The following is a 15,109-nucleotide window of genomic DNA, read 5'->3' as shown; positions in this document are numbered from 1 at the left end:
GGATTTTTTTCAAGTCCAAGTAAAGTATATACACCCATAATAGCAGAACGAACTGAATATTCAACAGTAAATACACAATCATCTTTAACTTCTGCAAACTGACCTAAAAATGCAAGGTTTGTACTACCTGCAGGTACAACTTGTGGTCTATCTCCCTTAACACGAGGCATAAATTGACTTGTAATATAAGGCATGATAGAAGGAATTACAATTGTTGTATCAATATATTCATCCATATCTTTTTCATCAATTCCTAAATGATATAAAAGTTCTTGTAATAATTCTCTACCAGTACATTCGCTCATTTTCTTTTTAATGAAATCACCTTCATTATTAGGGAATAAAGCATATGCCCATAGGACTATAACATCATCAGGTTGATCAGTAAATTGAGGTTGTCTATTAACAGTAACACTTAATAACCAGTTTGAGTCTTTAACTGTTATTATTCCGCCTGTTGCAGTTTGATGAGGAGATATCTTTCTTTCAGCAAATGTCTCTATAAGGTTTCTCATTTTAGGACCTTTAGCAGTTATTGTATATGATTCCCATGTAGTTTTATCAATATCACCACAGAATACTTCTGGCTTACCGAACGCGCTATCTTTTTTAGCTATTTTTTTCCATAGACTCCAGCAGGCGCCTTCACTTCTATCTAATATAGGTGCTTTATCCATATTTCCAAGTGTAGCATTTTCAGTCATAGATCCATTAGTAAAGAATACTAAATCATTTACTGTAGTTTTAATAAGTTCTTCTTTTTTACCATTACGAGTTAAATGAATTCCTGTAACTGTTTTTTTATCTGCAGTTATATCTATATCTAAATTAGTTACTTGTGTGTTTAAGTCAAATACTACTCCATGTGACTCTAATGATTTTTTTAGTGGAAGAATCATTGAATCGTATTGATTGTATTTAGTGAATACTAATCCTTCCATTTTGCTCATTCCTGGCATTAAATGTATAAAACGGTGCATATAACGTTTCATTTCTACAAGACTGTGCCAATTTTCAAATGCAAACATACTTCTCCAATATAACCAAAAATCAGTTTTTAACATTGAAGCATCGAAAAATTGTTCAACAGTAATTGCTCCTAAAGAATCTTCTGTAGCAAGAAACAATTTAGTAAGTTGTTTAACATGATTTTCTGCTAGTCCAAGACTTGAAAAATCAAGTTTTTCTCCACGGTTAGCAATCGCACGACAGTTAGAGTAGTTAGGATCACTATCATTTAGTTCTTTAAATTCATCTAAAACAGTTCGTCCAGGTTCTTCTAATGATGGTATTTTTCCAAATAAATCCCACATACATTCATAATGTTCTTCCATTTCTCTTCCGCCAAGTGCAACATATCCATCTTTTGCATTTCCAGCACCGTCCATAGAACCACCTAAAATATCCCTTTCTTCTAAAACAGTAATATTTTTACCGTCCATATGACCATCTCGAATTAGGTATTCAGCAGCGGCTAATGAGGCGATACCTCCACCAATTAGATATGCTTTTTTATTTTCAATTCCTTCAGGTTTTAATGTTTTAATTCTTTCATAATTTATCAAAATTAATCTATCTCCTTTTAATTTAAAGTTTTGGTCTACGTATAAAGAATCCAGTAGTAAGTTTTTTATTTAGTATAGAATTTTTTTTGTTGGATTGTCTATAACAATAATATAATTTTTATAAAGGAGAGTAAATCATCAAAAGAGGTAGAGTGTGCAAATTTGCAACAAAACCTTTGATTTGTGAAGTTTATCTTCAGGAATGCAGAACATGTTCAGACATGCTATGAGGCAAACTGATATTCAAAGATAGGACAGATATTTAGTATATTGTATTAAAAATAGATAAAGCTAAGATATAGGCATAATTTTTATACAAAAGGAGTAGAAGTTAAGGTGAGGGAAAAAATTATAATTGTAGGAGCTGGGGTTGGAGGTTTAGCAACAGCTGTAAGGCTACTCAGTAGAGGATATGAGGTAAAGATTTATGAAAAAGAAGAAAGAATTGGTGGAAAGGTCAATATTATAGAGGAAGATGATTTTCGTTTTGACTTGACGGCATCTATTTTAATGCGTCCTGAGGAGTATAAGGAGGTATTTAGCTTTGCAAATAGAAACTGGGAGGATTATCTTAAGTTTATCAGTGTAGACCCTATATATAGAGTTAATTATACTGACGGAAGCAGGTATGATTTTTGTAGCGATTTGGTTAAATTAATAGAAACTTTGGAATCAATTTCTAAATCAGATAGTGTAGGGTATTTGAAGTTTTTAGGGGATTCCTATGAAAAATATCTTATTGCTAATAAGTATTTTTTAAATAAAACTTTTATAAAGCCAAAGGATTTTTTTAATCCACTTACTATGAGTATGGCCCTAAAGAGTAGAACTTTATCCAATACGTACAATTATGTATCAAAATACATTAACAATGAAAAACTTCGTGAATTTCTGTGTTTTCAAGCATTATATGTAGGCATATCTCCTTTTAATGGTCCCAATATTTATACCATAGTTCCAACTATATCAGAGCTATATGGTGTTTGGCACCTTAAAGGGGGTATGTATTCATACATAAAAGCGCTTGAAAAACTTATATATGAATTAGGTGGTACTATAGAAACCGAAACAAACATAGAAGAAATATTAATTTTAGATGGAGTTGCTAATGGCATAAAAACCAGTAAGAAAATTGAAAAAGCAGATATAATTATATGTAATGCAGATTTTCCATATGCAGTGACAGAGCTTATCAAAGATAAAAAATACAAGGGCGAATATGATGATGAAAAAATATCTAGAATGAAATATTCATGTTCTACATTTATAATGTATCTTGGTCTAAAGAAAAAGTATCCTCAGCTCCAAGTACATAATCTTTTTTTAGGGGAGGATTTTAAAAATAATGTTGAAGCACCTTTTGAAGGTAAATTGCCAGAAAGACCTTCTCTGTATATCTATTGCCCAAGTAGAATTGATGACACTATGGCACCAAAAGATAAAGATATCTTAAATATTATGGTACGTGTACCAAATTTATTATTTGAGACAATTCATTGGAATGCAAAACTTAAAGGAACTTTCAGAAAACGAATTTTTGAGACCTTAAGTAGGATAAATGGGTTAGAGGATGTAGAAAAAAATATTATATACGAAAATTACCTTACACCAAAAGATTTGAAAGACTCTTTTAATTCCTATGGGGGTACGGCCTTTGGGCTAAGTCACACACTAACTCAAACTAACTACTTTAGGCCTCATTTAAAATTAAAGGAAGTTAAAAACCTTTATTTTGTAGGAAGTTCAGTTCATCCAGGCACTGGTGTATCTATGGTGTTAATTTCAAGCAAGCTGGTAGCAGAAGAGGTTTTAATGTGCCGCCCGCATGGTAAGTAAAAACTTGCTAATGAGACGGTGGGTACCTGGAACGCAAAGGCTTTTTAGAATTAACGGATATCACGAGAAGCTTTAATATGAAATGATTGAATTTACTCTTAAAAAATGTTATGATATCAATGGTAAACTGAGCGGAATATCTTTACTACATTAAAATAAAAAATAAAATGTAAATTGCAATTGAGAAGATAATATATTGAAGAGCTTATTTTTATAAGCTCTTTTTTAGTGATAAAGAGAGGTAATAAAAATGATAAAAGTTGATAACTTGTGCTACTCATTTCCACAAAAGGATCTATATAATAACATTTCATTTACATTAGAAAATGGTCAACATTGTGCGTTTATAGGAACAAATGGTAGCGGAAAAAGTACACTGATAGAGATAATTATGGATCCAGAAAAATACATGTTCGATGGAAAGCTCGAGATGTATCCAAATTGTAGAATTGGGTATGTAAGTCAATTCTCACAACAGGTCGAAACAAAAGAAATTACAGTTTTTGAATATATAGGGGAAAAATTTATTAAACTGCAAAATGAAATAACATCTATTTGCAGCGAAATGGAAACTTCTTTGGATATTGATACTTTACTAGAAAAGTATCAGCAAACTTTAGACGCATTTAATGCGATTAATGGGGATGATTTCGAAAACAACATTAATAAAACCCTAAATCTTGCAAACTTAATCAAGTATAAAGATTTAATGATATCTGAACTTAGTGGTGGGGAATTCAAGCTTATTCAAGTTATTAAGGAAATGTTAAATAGTCCAGACTTAATGATTATGGATGAGCCCGATGTGTTTTTAGACTTTGAAAACCTTAATGCTCTTAAAAATCTAATTAATTCACATAAAGGAACAATGTTAATTATTACGCACAACAGATATATATTGAATAATTGTTTTAACAAAATTCTGCACCTTGAAAACATGGAGCTCCAAGAGTTTGATGGAAGCTATATTGATTATAATTTCTCACTACTTCAAACTAAAATTGAGTTACAAGAACTAGCTATTACTGATGATGAAGAACTTGAGAGAAACGAGATGTTAATAAAAAAACTAAGATTTCGCGCAACTGAATATTCTCAAACTTCTACAGGTAAATCTCTAAATGCTAGAATTAAAATTCACGAAAGATTAGAAAAACGTAAAATTAAAGCGCCATTTGTAGATATTATAGAGCCGAATATCAGTTTAGTTGCAGATAATGTAATTGAAGAAACCATTGCTCTAAAAGTTAATGATTACAGTTTAGCATTTGATGATATGCTTCTAGAAAATGTTAATTTCGAAATTAAATCTACTGATAAAGTAGCCCTTATCGGTTCAAATGGTACCGGGAAAACGACTTTGCTTCAAGAAATTTTTGAAAACAATCATGATTCCATTGAGATAAGTGAAGATGTTGAAGTGGATTATTTGTCTCAACTTCAAGGCAAAACACTAAATGAGTCAAATACGATACTTGGAGAGTTCTTAGATGCTGGTTTCAAAACTAATCAAGAGGTTAGAGAATATATTTCTGGTTATGGTTTTGAAGAAGAAGCCATTAATCAAAAGATAGGCTCTTTATCTGGTGGAGAAAAAAATATACTTCAATTGGCTAAAGTTGCTGCTAGTAAAGCAAACATGTTGCTTCTTGATGAACCGACAAGTCATTTAGATACCTATTCGCAAATAGCGCTGGAAAAAGCTATAAAAAACTATAAAGGTGCTATTCTAATGATTTCTCATGATTTCTATTCTATAGTAAACTGTATGGATTTTGTTTTAATGATTGAAGATAACACAATTAGAAAAATGAGTATGCGAAAATTTAGAAAGATGATTTACGCTAGTCATTTTGACAAAGACTATTTAGAAATTGAACAAAAGAAAAAATTAGTTGAAACAAAAATAGCATTGGCTTTAAAAAACACTGATTTTACGCTTGCAAAAGAATTATCTCAGGAGTTAGAAGAGCTGATTAAGTTACTTTAAATTTAGTGAGTACCGATAGCACATCTATTATTTACCTAGTTTAAAAATGTCCCTATTCCACATAATAAAAAAAAGGAGGTTATAATTAATTATGAATAGTAATCTTATAAAGAAACCAAATGATAAAATTCCTAATACATTACTTTCATACAAAGGGCATTGTTCAAAGTGTCCTGGAGGATGGGATGGGAACTCTTACAGCACTTACGGAGAATCTTATGACGAAGTAAAAAGTCATGAAAACACATATCATCATGATGCTACTGTAATTACGCATACAAGTGTTTGAAAATACTATTTTTAGTTAGATATCAAAAGTATTGAAAAATGGCTTGTGGATAGAGTTTAACTCCCATCTCTATAGTTTTATAGAAATGGGAGTTTTTTTGTGAAACAAAATATATTAAACTTTGACGACATTGCAGTAGATTCACCTGATGTATAAATTAAAAGGCATATTTCAAAGCATGCATTTAACGGAATTTAATCGTTCAATCCAATTATTAAAATCATCGGGATTAGTTTCATAATCAAGTGCTTTTTCCCAAAGTTGCATTTAGCAAGCACTTAGAATTCCAACGGATAGTAATTCATTCCATACTGATTCAGGTAATTTTCCAATTTCATTTTCAAGATGATATTTGTATAAATTAATGGTTTCATCATAATCTACACCTAGCCATGTAGTTGTTGCAATATACCAGAATAGATCAACGGTACATGGAGCAAACCCACTAAAAGCAAAATCAATGAGAGTCAACTTATCACCTTTGGAATCATAAGCAAAATTTGTTGGTCTGAAATCACCGTGAATAAAAGTACAGGGAAGATGAGAGAATCTTTTAGCGTTTACTTTATAATTATGAAGAAATAGCATGGTTTCTTTAGGGATTAAATCTTCAACTTTCTTCCATCCATTTAATACCATTAACCCAATTTTTTGTTGAGTATGTTGATACTTGTCATTGGCGCCAAGCATTTCAAAGTATCCTTGTAAATTTAGCAAGTATGGTTTATCAGTTAATGTTGTATCGCTCCAAAATGAAGCATGAATTTTTGCTAAAGTCTTAATATTCAATTCATTCGGTATGTTGGTTTTTTGAATTTGATTAAATTGTTTTGAAAGATCATTCATCAAAAGTGCATATTTATTATGTTCTTTCGCTATAGCGATATAGGGATTGTCTACTATATCCCATAATGGTGAATTTATAATATCTCTTAAAATATAAAATTCTCTACCAGTATCTGCACTTCTTAATGAAAGCCAATCTTCTGACAAATCCACTTCCTTCAAAAAATATTTATCTGAGAATTTATAAAAGTTTGCTGCAGATAAACCATTTGTATTAATTTGAGATATTGAATCAGATTTATTAATATTAACTGATGCAAAATCTTTTAATTGTTGTATCGTGGGATAAATTATTTTCTCTAGCATATTTAAACCTCCATAAAAAAAATATAATATTGTAATTGCTCTTATTTATACTATATTAAATTTAAATTATATATACATTTAGCTATTATGTAAAGTACTGATGTTTTTGTCCAATATAGACATTAAGTACAGTATTGACAAATACGTTGTAAAGAGTTAAGTTGTACCTAAATAATCTTCGTAATTTTTGATGTAATGGATAGATGGAATGGAGAGATGAAATGAATAAGAGTATGAGATTGGTGCTTTTGATATGCTAAATCATTATCTGTTGGATAGTGAAATGATAGTTGCTAGTTCAAATTATTGGAATGTTATTCATGGAATGATGCCAGGAGAAGCTGAAAGAGATGAAGAAGGAAAGCAAACTATGAGAATTCTTGGTAAAAACATTGCGTATATTCTAAAGCTTAAAGAAGCAGCTAAAGAAGTAAAAACACCTGAGTTTGAACCTAAAGTAATGACAAATTACATAAGATAATTTCAAAATTATATGTGACACACTTTATTAGTTAATTTTGAGAGGAGAATAAAAATGAAGTTTAACATTATATCTAAAGATAGCAAAACCAAAAATAAATAATTCATGTGGAATGACTTTAGGAGCGTGTATAGAAGAATTAGTAGAAAATAGTGAATTACAATTCTAACAAATTATATGTAAGATGAGGAATTTGTTAACAATATTATAAAATTTAATAATTCAATACATGCCAAGAGTGATTTATAATATAGAGGGGAAGTTGAGATTTATGTTGGAGAAATTAGTTGAAAATTTTATTGAAAATGCTCCGCAAAATTTTATTTCAGACCGTGAAGCAATAGATGATTCGGTTGTAGGATTAAAAATATTTGACACACCAATAATTGGATACGCAGACGCAGAGGATAAGTTGTTTCAAGACTTTAGAACAGATGAAAAAATTACCAATGGAATGTTTATACCACCAAAAGAATGGTTGAAGGAAGCTGAAACAGTTGTATCAATATTTTTGCCATTTTCAAAAGAAGTAAAAAACGGTAACAGGAAAAATATGAAAAAACCTTCATATGAATGGTTACATGGTAGATATGAAGGGCAATTGTTGATTAATGAACTTTCAGAACATCTAAAAAAAACACTTATAAAAGATGGGCATGAGTGTGTTATTCCAGGTTTGGATTCTCGCTTTAAAGTTTTAATTGGTACTAGAATGTATGAAAATAAAACTCTTAATAATAATAATTATGGTAGTAACTGGTCAGAAAGGCATGTTGCTTATGCAGCGGGCCTGGGGACTTTTAGTTTATCAAAAGGAATTATTACAAAGAAAGGTATTGCCGGAAGATTTACGAGCATTATAACAAATCTTAAGCATGAACCTACAACACGAGAATATCAAGGTGTATATGATTATTGCATTATGTGTGGTGCATGTATTTCCAATTGTCCTCCAAAGGCAATCACTTTTCAAGAGGGAAAAGGTCATACATTATGCTCAAAATATGTGGATTGGACACTAGAGAAAAATCATCCTAGATATGGCTGTGGAAAATGCCAGGTAAAGGTCCCTTGTGAAGATGGTATCCCAGTAATGCAATAAAGTTATGCAAGGAAAAGCTTTAGTGGTTGATATTGAGTGATTAGGGTTAGACGAAATTCCATATGAATAAGGTAAATAGAAGAAATCTAAAAAGGTAGTCGACGGTAATAAGTAATTAATGGATTATGTTAGACTAAGGGAGGAAGAACGCTATGGATATCAAGAAATAAATGGTGTACAGTATGTATTAAAGAATGTACTTTCTTTAAAGGTGATTACGAGAAGATTAAGAAGAATTTTTAAAAGTAGAATATTCACCGTAGGGTGGTCTGAAAAGTGGCTGTATAAGTGTTTACTTAGATGAGGAAAGGGCAGTAATGATTAAACTGATAGTGTTATTCTTGCTATTCTTAAAATGCAATTAAGAGAAGCCTAAAATGGCTTCTCTTAAAAATTGTCATATTATCATATTTTACATCGTGTCTTTATTAATGTGCACATCCATTTGAGGATATGGTATTGATATGTTTTTCTCATCAAAATCTTTTTTTACCATTTCAATGATATCATAATGTACTGGCCAATAATCTATTGCATTAACCCATACTTTAACTGTATATACTACAGCACTGTCTCCATGTTCCGACATTCTTATAAATGATTCAGGCTCTCTTAATATTTTGGGATGATTATCAACAATTTCTTTTAAAGCCTGTATAACCTTAACATTGTCAGCATCATATCCAACACCAAAAGCAAAGTCTACTCTACGAGTGTCATTTACTGAATAGTTAACTATACTAGCATTTGAAAGGTTTCCATTTGGTATATATATAACCTTATTGTCAGGGGTAACTAATTCTGTATTAAGAATTTGCATATGCTTAACAGTTCCTTCGTATCCATTAGCCTCTATATAATCTCCGGCTTTGAATGGTTTTAGAAACAATAGAAGTATTCCACCTGCGAAATTTGATAATGAACCTTGAAGAGCTAATCCAAGCGCGAATCCTAATGCTGCTAGTGCTGCAACGATAGAACTAGTATCAATTCCTAAAATACTAATAATAGATATAACCAAAAAACCTTTTAATGTTATATTTACTGAAGATAAAACAAATGGTTTTAAACTAATATCAATGGATGATTTCTTCATGTAGCGATTTAAGTGACCAGTTACCCACTTAATAATTATTAGTCCAATTATAAGTGTTACTATAGCAAATGCTATGCTTTTAATAATAGGGATACCCAAATTAATTATATTATCCATACAACGACTCCTTTCGCTCATAGTACCTAAATTAATAGATTTTGGACATATTATATCACGAACAGACATTTACTGCAATTACAAGAACAATTAATAGTAGCATTCTCATTCAAGGTATTTAGCAACAAAAACTGTTCCAGTTTTTGACAAGGGTCTAACCCCATAGCTATCAACCTAAGCAAATCAGTATCTACCTAGTTTGATTTTTTTTCGATTTTATTTAACTGGGAATTATATTTGAATTTTAATGAGGTTTAAACACAACTTATAATATAAAATACCAATATTTGAACACACTAATTAATCCTGCAATTTTAGCTGCATGATTATTTCAACAATGCAATTATTTCACAGTATTATATTGCTATATTTACCAACTCACTTTCGTATATTCTCATATTTTCTATTATTAAATATGTTGATTTTTGTCCTCTCTTTGTAGATTTTTTGCCATACCTTAAAACTCTCTTCATTATTCTATTCAAAAAATTAAAAAGGACTAGCTCACCTTTGAATATTTTTCCTCTAATTTCCGAAAAAAACTCTTTAACGATAGCAAAAGATTTTATCTCACTAATTTCTTTCCTTTTTTCTTCATAAGTGATTTTTTTGCCTGTTGAAACAATTGAAGAAGTTAATAGCAATGCTGTTAATCGAGAATAAAGAAAGCATTGAAATCGCTCTAATTTAACGCTTTTAACATCATGAATTTTGAAGATAGACTTCCAAATTTTAAACATCAACTCCACCTGCCATCTAAGGGTATATATATCATGAAGTTGCTCTTTATCAATTGTTTCAACAGAAATGTTTGTAATATAAATGTTAATGGACATCCAATAAGAATCTTTATTAATATTCTTCTTATTCTTTTTTTTAGCAATCTTCAAAAAGTTTTCCTTTCTTTTTTTCTTGCATTCTTCGGTTAATTTAGTTACAATTAACCTGGTTTTAAATTTAGTGATTTTACCAATATAGATATCTAAGAGCTCAATAGTTTGGCTCTGTGCTAGGGGCTTTACTATTTCTTCGATATCTATTCTTTTATATAATGAATCTTTTCTTACCCTACCATTACTCATTATTTCTGGATTATCGTTTTTTACATATATTGCAGTAGTGCTCTTAAGTTTAGATAAATAATATGCTCCACATTCTTCTATATATTTAAAGTGCTCCGATTTAAAGTAGCCTAAATCTTTTAAATGCAAGTCATTTGGTTCAATTCCTTTTTCGAGTGTAGGTAGGTAATCTGCATCATTTGATACCCCTTCTATTATGTCGCATTGAATAAAATTCCCGGTAAAAAGTTCATATTCTAATTGTACTTTTGCAGCGGCATCAGAGGAACTTCCGCCACTACCTCTATATGTTGATTTTAAATTTTTAGGAAGACTTATAGTTGTTGAGTCCACTACTTTTATTCTCTTAAAATGTGATTTTAATAATGCATTATCATTTCTTAAAATTCTATTTTGCTTTTCTAACATTTGTTGAAATACAGCCTTTAAAAAGGCTACGGATTCCTTATTAAAGCGTTGGTCTAAAGCTTGGGGCGATATAGTTATATCTTCCATTGCGCCTATCCTAGTGCTTAGTTGTAATAAGCTTGATCTGCACAAATCTTCACCACTAAATAGGCACAGTGATAAAAATATTTCTGCAGTTATTTTACTGTCTCTTTTAACGAATTTTGTATCCAGTGCTATCTTTTTAATAAAATCAATTGAATATAATTCTTTTAATATTTTTAGTAGTTGCTTTAATCTTTTGTTCATTTGTTTAACATCCCCTCATTAGTACATTTATTATTTATATACTAATTTTATAATATTTAAGGCTAAAACAAAAAACAAAGAGTGTAATATTCTCCTATATATATAATAATTAGCTTAATTTTTAAAAATAAAATATTGTAGCTTAGGTAAATCACTAAGCTACAATATTAAATTTACATTATTAGGGTCTGTTAGCTTGATAGCTATGGGGTCTAACCCCTTACACAAATTAATTGGATTATTAAGATTAACTAATTTATCAAAGTTTATAGTTTCTAGTATATTATGCTATAATAAGGAATATAATAATATATTAAATGATAATGATAGGGAAACAAAATTCGTCTATATCTATAGAGAATGGAGTCTCGCTTCGCAAACAAAGATAAAAAAACGGGTAAAAATACAATCTATAAAACATGGAGGGAAACTAATGGAAATTGGAACTTCTGATTTTAATGTGATTAAAGTGTTTAATAACAATATTGTGTTAGTTTATCAAGCAAATTTAGAGAAAATTCTTTATGAAACAGGAATAGGCATTGGAAAGAATTCTGGTGATAGTGTATCTAAAGATATGTCAATTGAAAAAAAACTTTCTATTTTAAATAAAATAAATTTAGTTAATTTTCATAAGCTTTTAAATAGTGTTGAGGTCGAAGTGATTGCGCTTTGTGAGGAAATAATATATATGATATCTTTAGAACTAAATGAAGATTTAGATGAAAAAATTCATGTGTCACTAATTGACCATATAGCGGTTACTTTAAAGCGACTTAAAAACCATGAGAATGTTGAAAACCCATTTTTAGTTGAAACTCAGATCCTTTTTCCAAGAGAATTTGAATTGGCCCAAAAAGCCTCAACTATGATTGAGGATAAAACAAATATTCACTTATTAGATGATGAAATTGGGTTTATAGCTCTGCATATACAATCTGCAAGAAATGATGGGCGATTGTATAATACGGTGAAATATGCATTTATATCAAAGACAATTATAAAAATGATTGAAGATGAATTAAATGTTGAAATAGATAAAAAGTCACTTGGTTATGATAGATTTAATACTCATATTCAATTTGCTATTCAAAGAATTTTGAATGATATGCCTATTCAAAATGAATTATTAGATACTATAAAGACTCAGTATGTTTCTTCTTTCAAACTGGCACAAAAAATTTCTAAATTCATTGAAGATGAGTTAGAACTAAAAGTTGTTGAAGATGAGACTTCATATTTGGCTAAACATATACACAGACTTAAATATTATAAAACATAGATATATCAAAAGGGAATTCATGCAGTGAATTTCCTTTTATTTAGTTAGAAATTGTATTTCGCATCATCTAGAGATGTATTCTTCGCAATAAAAAATTACCACTATTATTAATATTGCAAACAGAAACTTCCAGTTTCTATTAGGATCTCAGAGATCATAGTAAAAACTGGAAGTTTTAATTTTCTAAAAGATCGATTCCTATACATTAACTTTCTATTATACTACTTTTACAACAGTCACTGTTGTGTCTACAAATCCCATAATTTGCAAGCTTGTACTTATTAAAGTTAAGGATGAGTTTCTGGTAGTTACGCGAACAAGAACTGTCTTAGCTAAATTTGCCTTTTGGTTTTCTTCAGGCTGTGGTGTTAACACTTGAACTCTAGTTTCTGAACCATCTAATAGCGCTTGATTGAGTTTTAATTGGATTATCGCCTCGTTGGTTCCATAGGGAAGTGTGGTCCAAACTGCAGATGTGCTATAAGTTACTAAATATAGACCTGGTACACTGTAAAGTATGTCACATTGCTAATATTGGTTACATAATTCTATTTATAATTGCAGGTTGTATTGGATGAAAAGGGTTGCCTTTTAGAATCAGTGCTACTTCTTTATATCCAAGTGGGTATGCAAAATTATAACGCGCAGGGATCGCAAAAACATAGTTACTGTTTCGTTGCCTGCGCTATTGGCTTGGTATCCAAGTTTTCGCTTGCTGTAGGTGCTGGGGGAACAGGTGGCACCGAACTATTAATTTCAAAATTAAACATAGGTAGCAGTCGCGTAAACTCTGCCGTGAGGTTCTGGTCCAATCCAGCCATCAAAACCATAATTATTCAACCTATTTGCATTTGAATAGAGACGTTGATTTTTAGGTATTGGAATACCTGTTTGGCTCTCGTAAGTCAGGTAAGAATCGTGGGTATCTGGTACTATAATATCAGCATGAGAAGCATGCCATTTTCCCTTCCAGAATGTATCATAACCTGATGCACGTAAATAATCTCCCAAAGTTGGGACTGTATTTTGGTCCAGCCAAAACATGCCAGGGTCAAAAGCGGTCTTTGCAGCGCCATCAGTCTGGCTGACACCATGCAGGGATGGATATTGCCCTGTATAAAGACTTGTTCTACTGGGTGCGCAAGCAGTGCTAGCGGCATGATGGTTTTTAAATTCTATGACATTCTTCAGTAGTTATTAAGGAGCTCATGTGTCCTTAGTATTAAGATATGAAGCAAGCTGATATTGGTGATATAAGCATATAAAAACCGACTATAAATAATAGAAACCTCTGTATAGCAGAAGCTTTACAGAGGTTTCTATTATTTGTAATTTATTTAGCTAAATCTTCTATAGAATTAATATCCATGTACGTAGGAACAACTAAACCTAATCTTGCTCCTTCTAGGTTTGGTCCTAAATTTTCAATTGTATCCTTGTAGTCAGAGAAATATTTTTTATGTGTTGCTGGTAACCAAGCTGCAACAATAGCATCCGCATCTCCACTACCTAATGCGGCCCACATTGGTCCTGCGTCTACTTGTGTAAGATTAACTGTGTATCCCATATCTTGAAGTACTGCTCCAATTATGTTAGTAGAGGCAATTTCACTATCCCAAGCAACATAAGCAATTTTGATTGCATCGCCATCTACTTTTGTTGCGCCTTCTGTCCACTTGCTTACTTTATCTGTGTTGTCATCAATCCATTGTCTTGTAACGTCTTTTATACTTCCACCTTCATAAATTTCAAGCATAACAGCTTCCATGTCTGCAGGAGTCCAAGCAAATTGGTCTAATATTTTATAAGCACTAGGCAGTTTTTCTTTTAAGCCTTTATGTACAACAGTATCTATATGTTCAGCACCACCCATAGAACCCTTAGGGTCTTCTAAGTATTTTAAGTCATATTTACTAAACATCCAGTGAGGGGACCAACCAGTAACTATTATTGGTTTTTCATCTTTATAGGCATCTGCCAGTGCTTGTGTCATAGCCGCACCTGAGCTAGATTGAACAGTATAATTTGTATTATAAGCTTCCATGGCTTTCTCTGCAAGTTGCATTTCACCAGCACCAGCATCTATGCCTGTAATTTTATAATCCATTTGCTCACCAATAGATTTGTCAGCACTTTTACTATTACTACTACTACTACTACTACAGCCTACAAAAGTTAGAACTGCTAGACTTAGAGCTATTACACCCAGCTTCTTAAAATTATTTTTTATCATAAATTTATTCCTCCTTTGAAGATATATCTTATATATCTTAATTTGCTATGAATTCCAGCAAACTAAGATATGCAATAAGCTTTTAAAATTTAATTCTTTAATTTCAATTGATACCATTTATCCATCTTTTTTAGTGCTTAATATATGTATTTATTGTAAACATATCACTATAAATTTATAGCATATTC

Annotated in this window: 13 protein-coding genes; 6 read left to right on the top strand and 7 right to left on the bottom strand. The window is 30.9% G+C overall.

Annotated features, from left to right (window positions below; all coding sequences use genetic code 11):
- Positions 1–1,565 (bottom strand): oleate hydratase (locus ACJAX4_RS15360; RefSeq protein ID WP_435790331.1); only part of this gene is annotated, 1,565 nt, incomplete at its 3' end.
- Positions 1,566–1,901: 336 nt separating this feature from the next.
- On the opposite strand from ACJAX4_RS15360, the gene ACJAX4_RS15355 reads away from it, so the two are divergent.
- From ACJAX4_RS15355 to ACJAX4_RS15345, 3 genes are all read left to right on the top strand, one after another.
- Positions 1,902–3,401, top strand: a complete 1,500-nt coding sequence (locus tag ACJAX4_RS15355; protein ID WP_435790330.1) for a phytoene desaturase family protein — start codon at positions 1,902–1,904, stop codon at positions 3,399–3,401.
- Positions 3,402–3,651: 250 nt separating this feature from the next.
- Complete coding sequence (locus ACJAX4_RS15350; protein WP_435790329.1) at positions 3,652–5,391, top strand: ABC-F family ATP-binding cassette domain-containing protein; 1,740 nt, start codon at positions 3,652–3,654, stop codon at positions 5,389–5,391.
- Between the two features lie 91 nt (positions 5,392–5,482).
- The gene (locus ACJAX4_RS15345; RefSeq protein ID WP_435790328.1) at positions 5,483–5,680 is read left to right on the top strand and encodes a hypothetical protein; all 198 of its coding nucleotides are present in this window, start codon (positions 5,483–5,485) and stop codon (positions 5,678–5,680) included.
- A gap of 267 nt (positions 5,681–5,947) precedes the next feature.
- On the opposite strand, the gene ACJAX4_RS15340 is transcribed toward ACJAX4_RS15345, so the two are convergent.
- Entirely contained in the window at positions 5,948–6,832 is an 885-nt protein-coding gene (locus tag ACJAX4_RS15340) for a phosphotransferase (RefSeq protein WP_435790327.1), read from the bottom strand.
- Positions 6,833–7,085: 253 nt separating this feature from the next.
- On the opposite strand from ACJAX4_RS15340, the gene ACJAX4_RS15335 reads away from it, so the two are divergent.
- Both ACJAX4_RS15335 and ACJAX4_RS15330 read left to right on the top strand, forming a co-directional pair.
- Positions 7,086–7,313, top strand: coding sequence for a hypothetical protein (locus ACJAX4_RS15335; RefSeq protein ID WP_435790326.1), 228 nt, complete (start codon positions 7,086–7,088; stop codon positions 7,311–7,313).
- A 271-nt stretch (positions 7,314–7,584) separates the two neighbouring features.
- The gene (locus ACJAX4_RS15330; protein ID WP_435790325.1) at positions 7,585–8,415 is read left to right on the top strand and encodes a 4Fe-4S binding protein; all 831 of its coding nucleotides are present in this window, start codon (positions 7,585–7,587) and stop codon (positions 8,413–8,415) included.
- 412 nt (positions 8,416–8,827) lie between these two features.
- Here ACJAX4_RS15330 and ACJAX4_RS15325 read toward each other — a convergent pair whose 3' ends face one another.
- Together ACJAX4_RS15325 and ACJAX4_RS15320 are read right to left on the bottom strand one after the other, a co-directional pair.
- Positions 8,828–9,628, bottom strand: coding sequence for a mechanosensitive ion channel family protein (locus tag ACJAX4_RS15325; RefSeq protein WP_435790324.1), 801 nt, complete (start codon positions 9,626–9,628; stop codon positions 8,828–8,830).
- Positions 9,629–9,984: 356 nt separating this feature from the next.
- Positions 9,985–11,406, bottom strand: a complete 1,422-nt coding sequence (locus ACJAX4_RS15320) for an IS4 family transposase (protein ID WP_435790323.1) — start codon at positions 11,404–11,406, stop codon at positions 9,985–9,987.
- 433 nt (positions 11,407–11,839) lie between these two features.
- Between ACJAX4_RS15320 and ACJAX4_RS15315 the strand changes: the two genes are divergently transcribed.
- Positions 11,840–12,688 (top strand): BglG family transcription antiterminator, encoded by an 849-nt coding sequence (locus ACJAX4_RS15315; protein ID WP_435790322.1) that lies wholly within the window; start codon positions 11,840–11,842, stop codon positions 12,686–12,688.
- Positions 12,689–12,904: 216 nt separating this feature from the next.
- Here ACJAX4_RS15315 and ACJAX4_RS15310 read toward each other — a convergent pair whose 3' ends face one another.
- The 3 genes from ACJAX4_RS15310 to ACJAX4_RS15300 all read right to left on the bottom strand — a co-directional run bounded on the left by ACJAX4_RS15310 (position 12,905) and on the right by ACJAX4_RS15300 (position 14,921).
- A complete protein-coding gene (locus ACJAX4_RS15310; RefSeq protein ID WP_435790321.1) occupies positions 12,905–13,063 on the bottom strand; it encodes a hypothetical protein in 159 nt (52 codons plus the stop codon).
- A gap of 387 nt (positions 13,064–13,450) precedes the next feature.
- Entirely contained in the window at positions 13,451–13,867 is a 417-nt protein-coding gene (locus tag ACJAX4_RS15305) for a sulfatase-like hydrolase/transferase (RefSeq protein WP_435790332.1), read from the bottom strand.
- Between the two features lie 154 nt (positions 13,868–14,021).
- Positions 14,022–14,921: a glycine betaine ABC transporter substrate-binding protein gene (locus ACJAX4_RS15300; RefSeq protein ID WP_435790320.1), complete on the bottom strand. Its 900-nt coding sequence runs from the start codon at positions 14,919–14,921 to the stop codon at positions 14,022–14,024.
- Positions 14,922–15,109 lie beyond the last annotated feature (188 nt).

It is taken from the genome of Clostridium sp., assembly GCF_051278035.1.
Lineage (GTDB): Bacteria > Bacillota > Clostridia > Clostridiales > Clostridiaceae > Clostridium_AD.
The sequence above is the reverse complement of the archived record's forward strand: the minus strand, read 5'-3'. Positions and strand labels throughout refer to the sequence as shown.

Excerpts from the sequence above, each read along its gene's own strand:
- ACJAX4_RS15350 (WP_435790329.1), top strand. The coding sequence starts at position 3,652 with ATGATAAAAGTTGATAACTTGTGCTACTCATTTCCACAAAAGGATCTA.
- ACJAX4_RS15345 (WP_435790328.1), top strand. The coding sequence starts at position 5,483 with ATGAATAGTAATCTTATAAAGAAACCAAATGATAAAATTCCTAATACA.
- ACJAX4_RS15340 (WP_435790327.1), bottom strand. The coding sequence starts at position 6,832 with ATGCTAGAGAAAATAATTTATCCCACGATACAACAATTAAAAGATTTT.
- ACJAX4_RS15335 (WP_435790326.1), top strand. The coding sequence starts at position 7,086 with ATGCTAAATCATTATCTGTTGGATAGTGAAATGATAGTTGCTAGTTCA.
- ACJAX4_RS15330 (WP_435790325.1), top strand. The coding sequence starts at position 7,585 with ATGTTGGAGAAATTAGTTGAAAATTTTATTGAAAATGCTCCGCAAAAT.
- ACJAX4_RS15325 (WP_435790324.1), bottom strand. The coding sequence starts at position 9,628 with ATGGATAATATAATTAATTTGGGTATCCCTATTATTAAAAGCATAGCA.
- ACJAX4_RS15320 (WP_435790323.1), bottom strand. The coding sequence starts at position 11,406 with ATGAACAAAAGATTAAAGCAACTACTAAAAATATTAAAAGAATTATAT.
- ACJAX4_RS15315 (WP_435790322.1), top strand. The coding sequence starts at position 11,840 with ATGGAAATTGGAACTTCTGATTTTAATGTGATTAAAGTGTTTAATAAC.
- ACJAX4_RS15300 (WP_435790320.1), bottom strand. The coding sequence starts at position 14,921 with ATGATAAAAAATAATTTTAAGAAGCTGGGTGTAATAGCTCTAAGTCTA.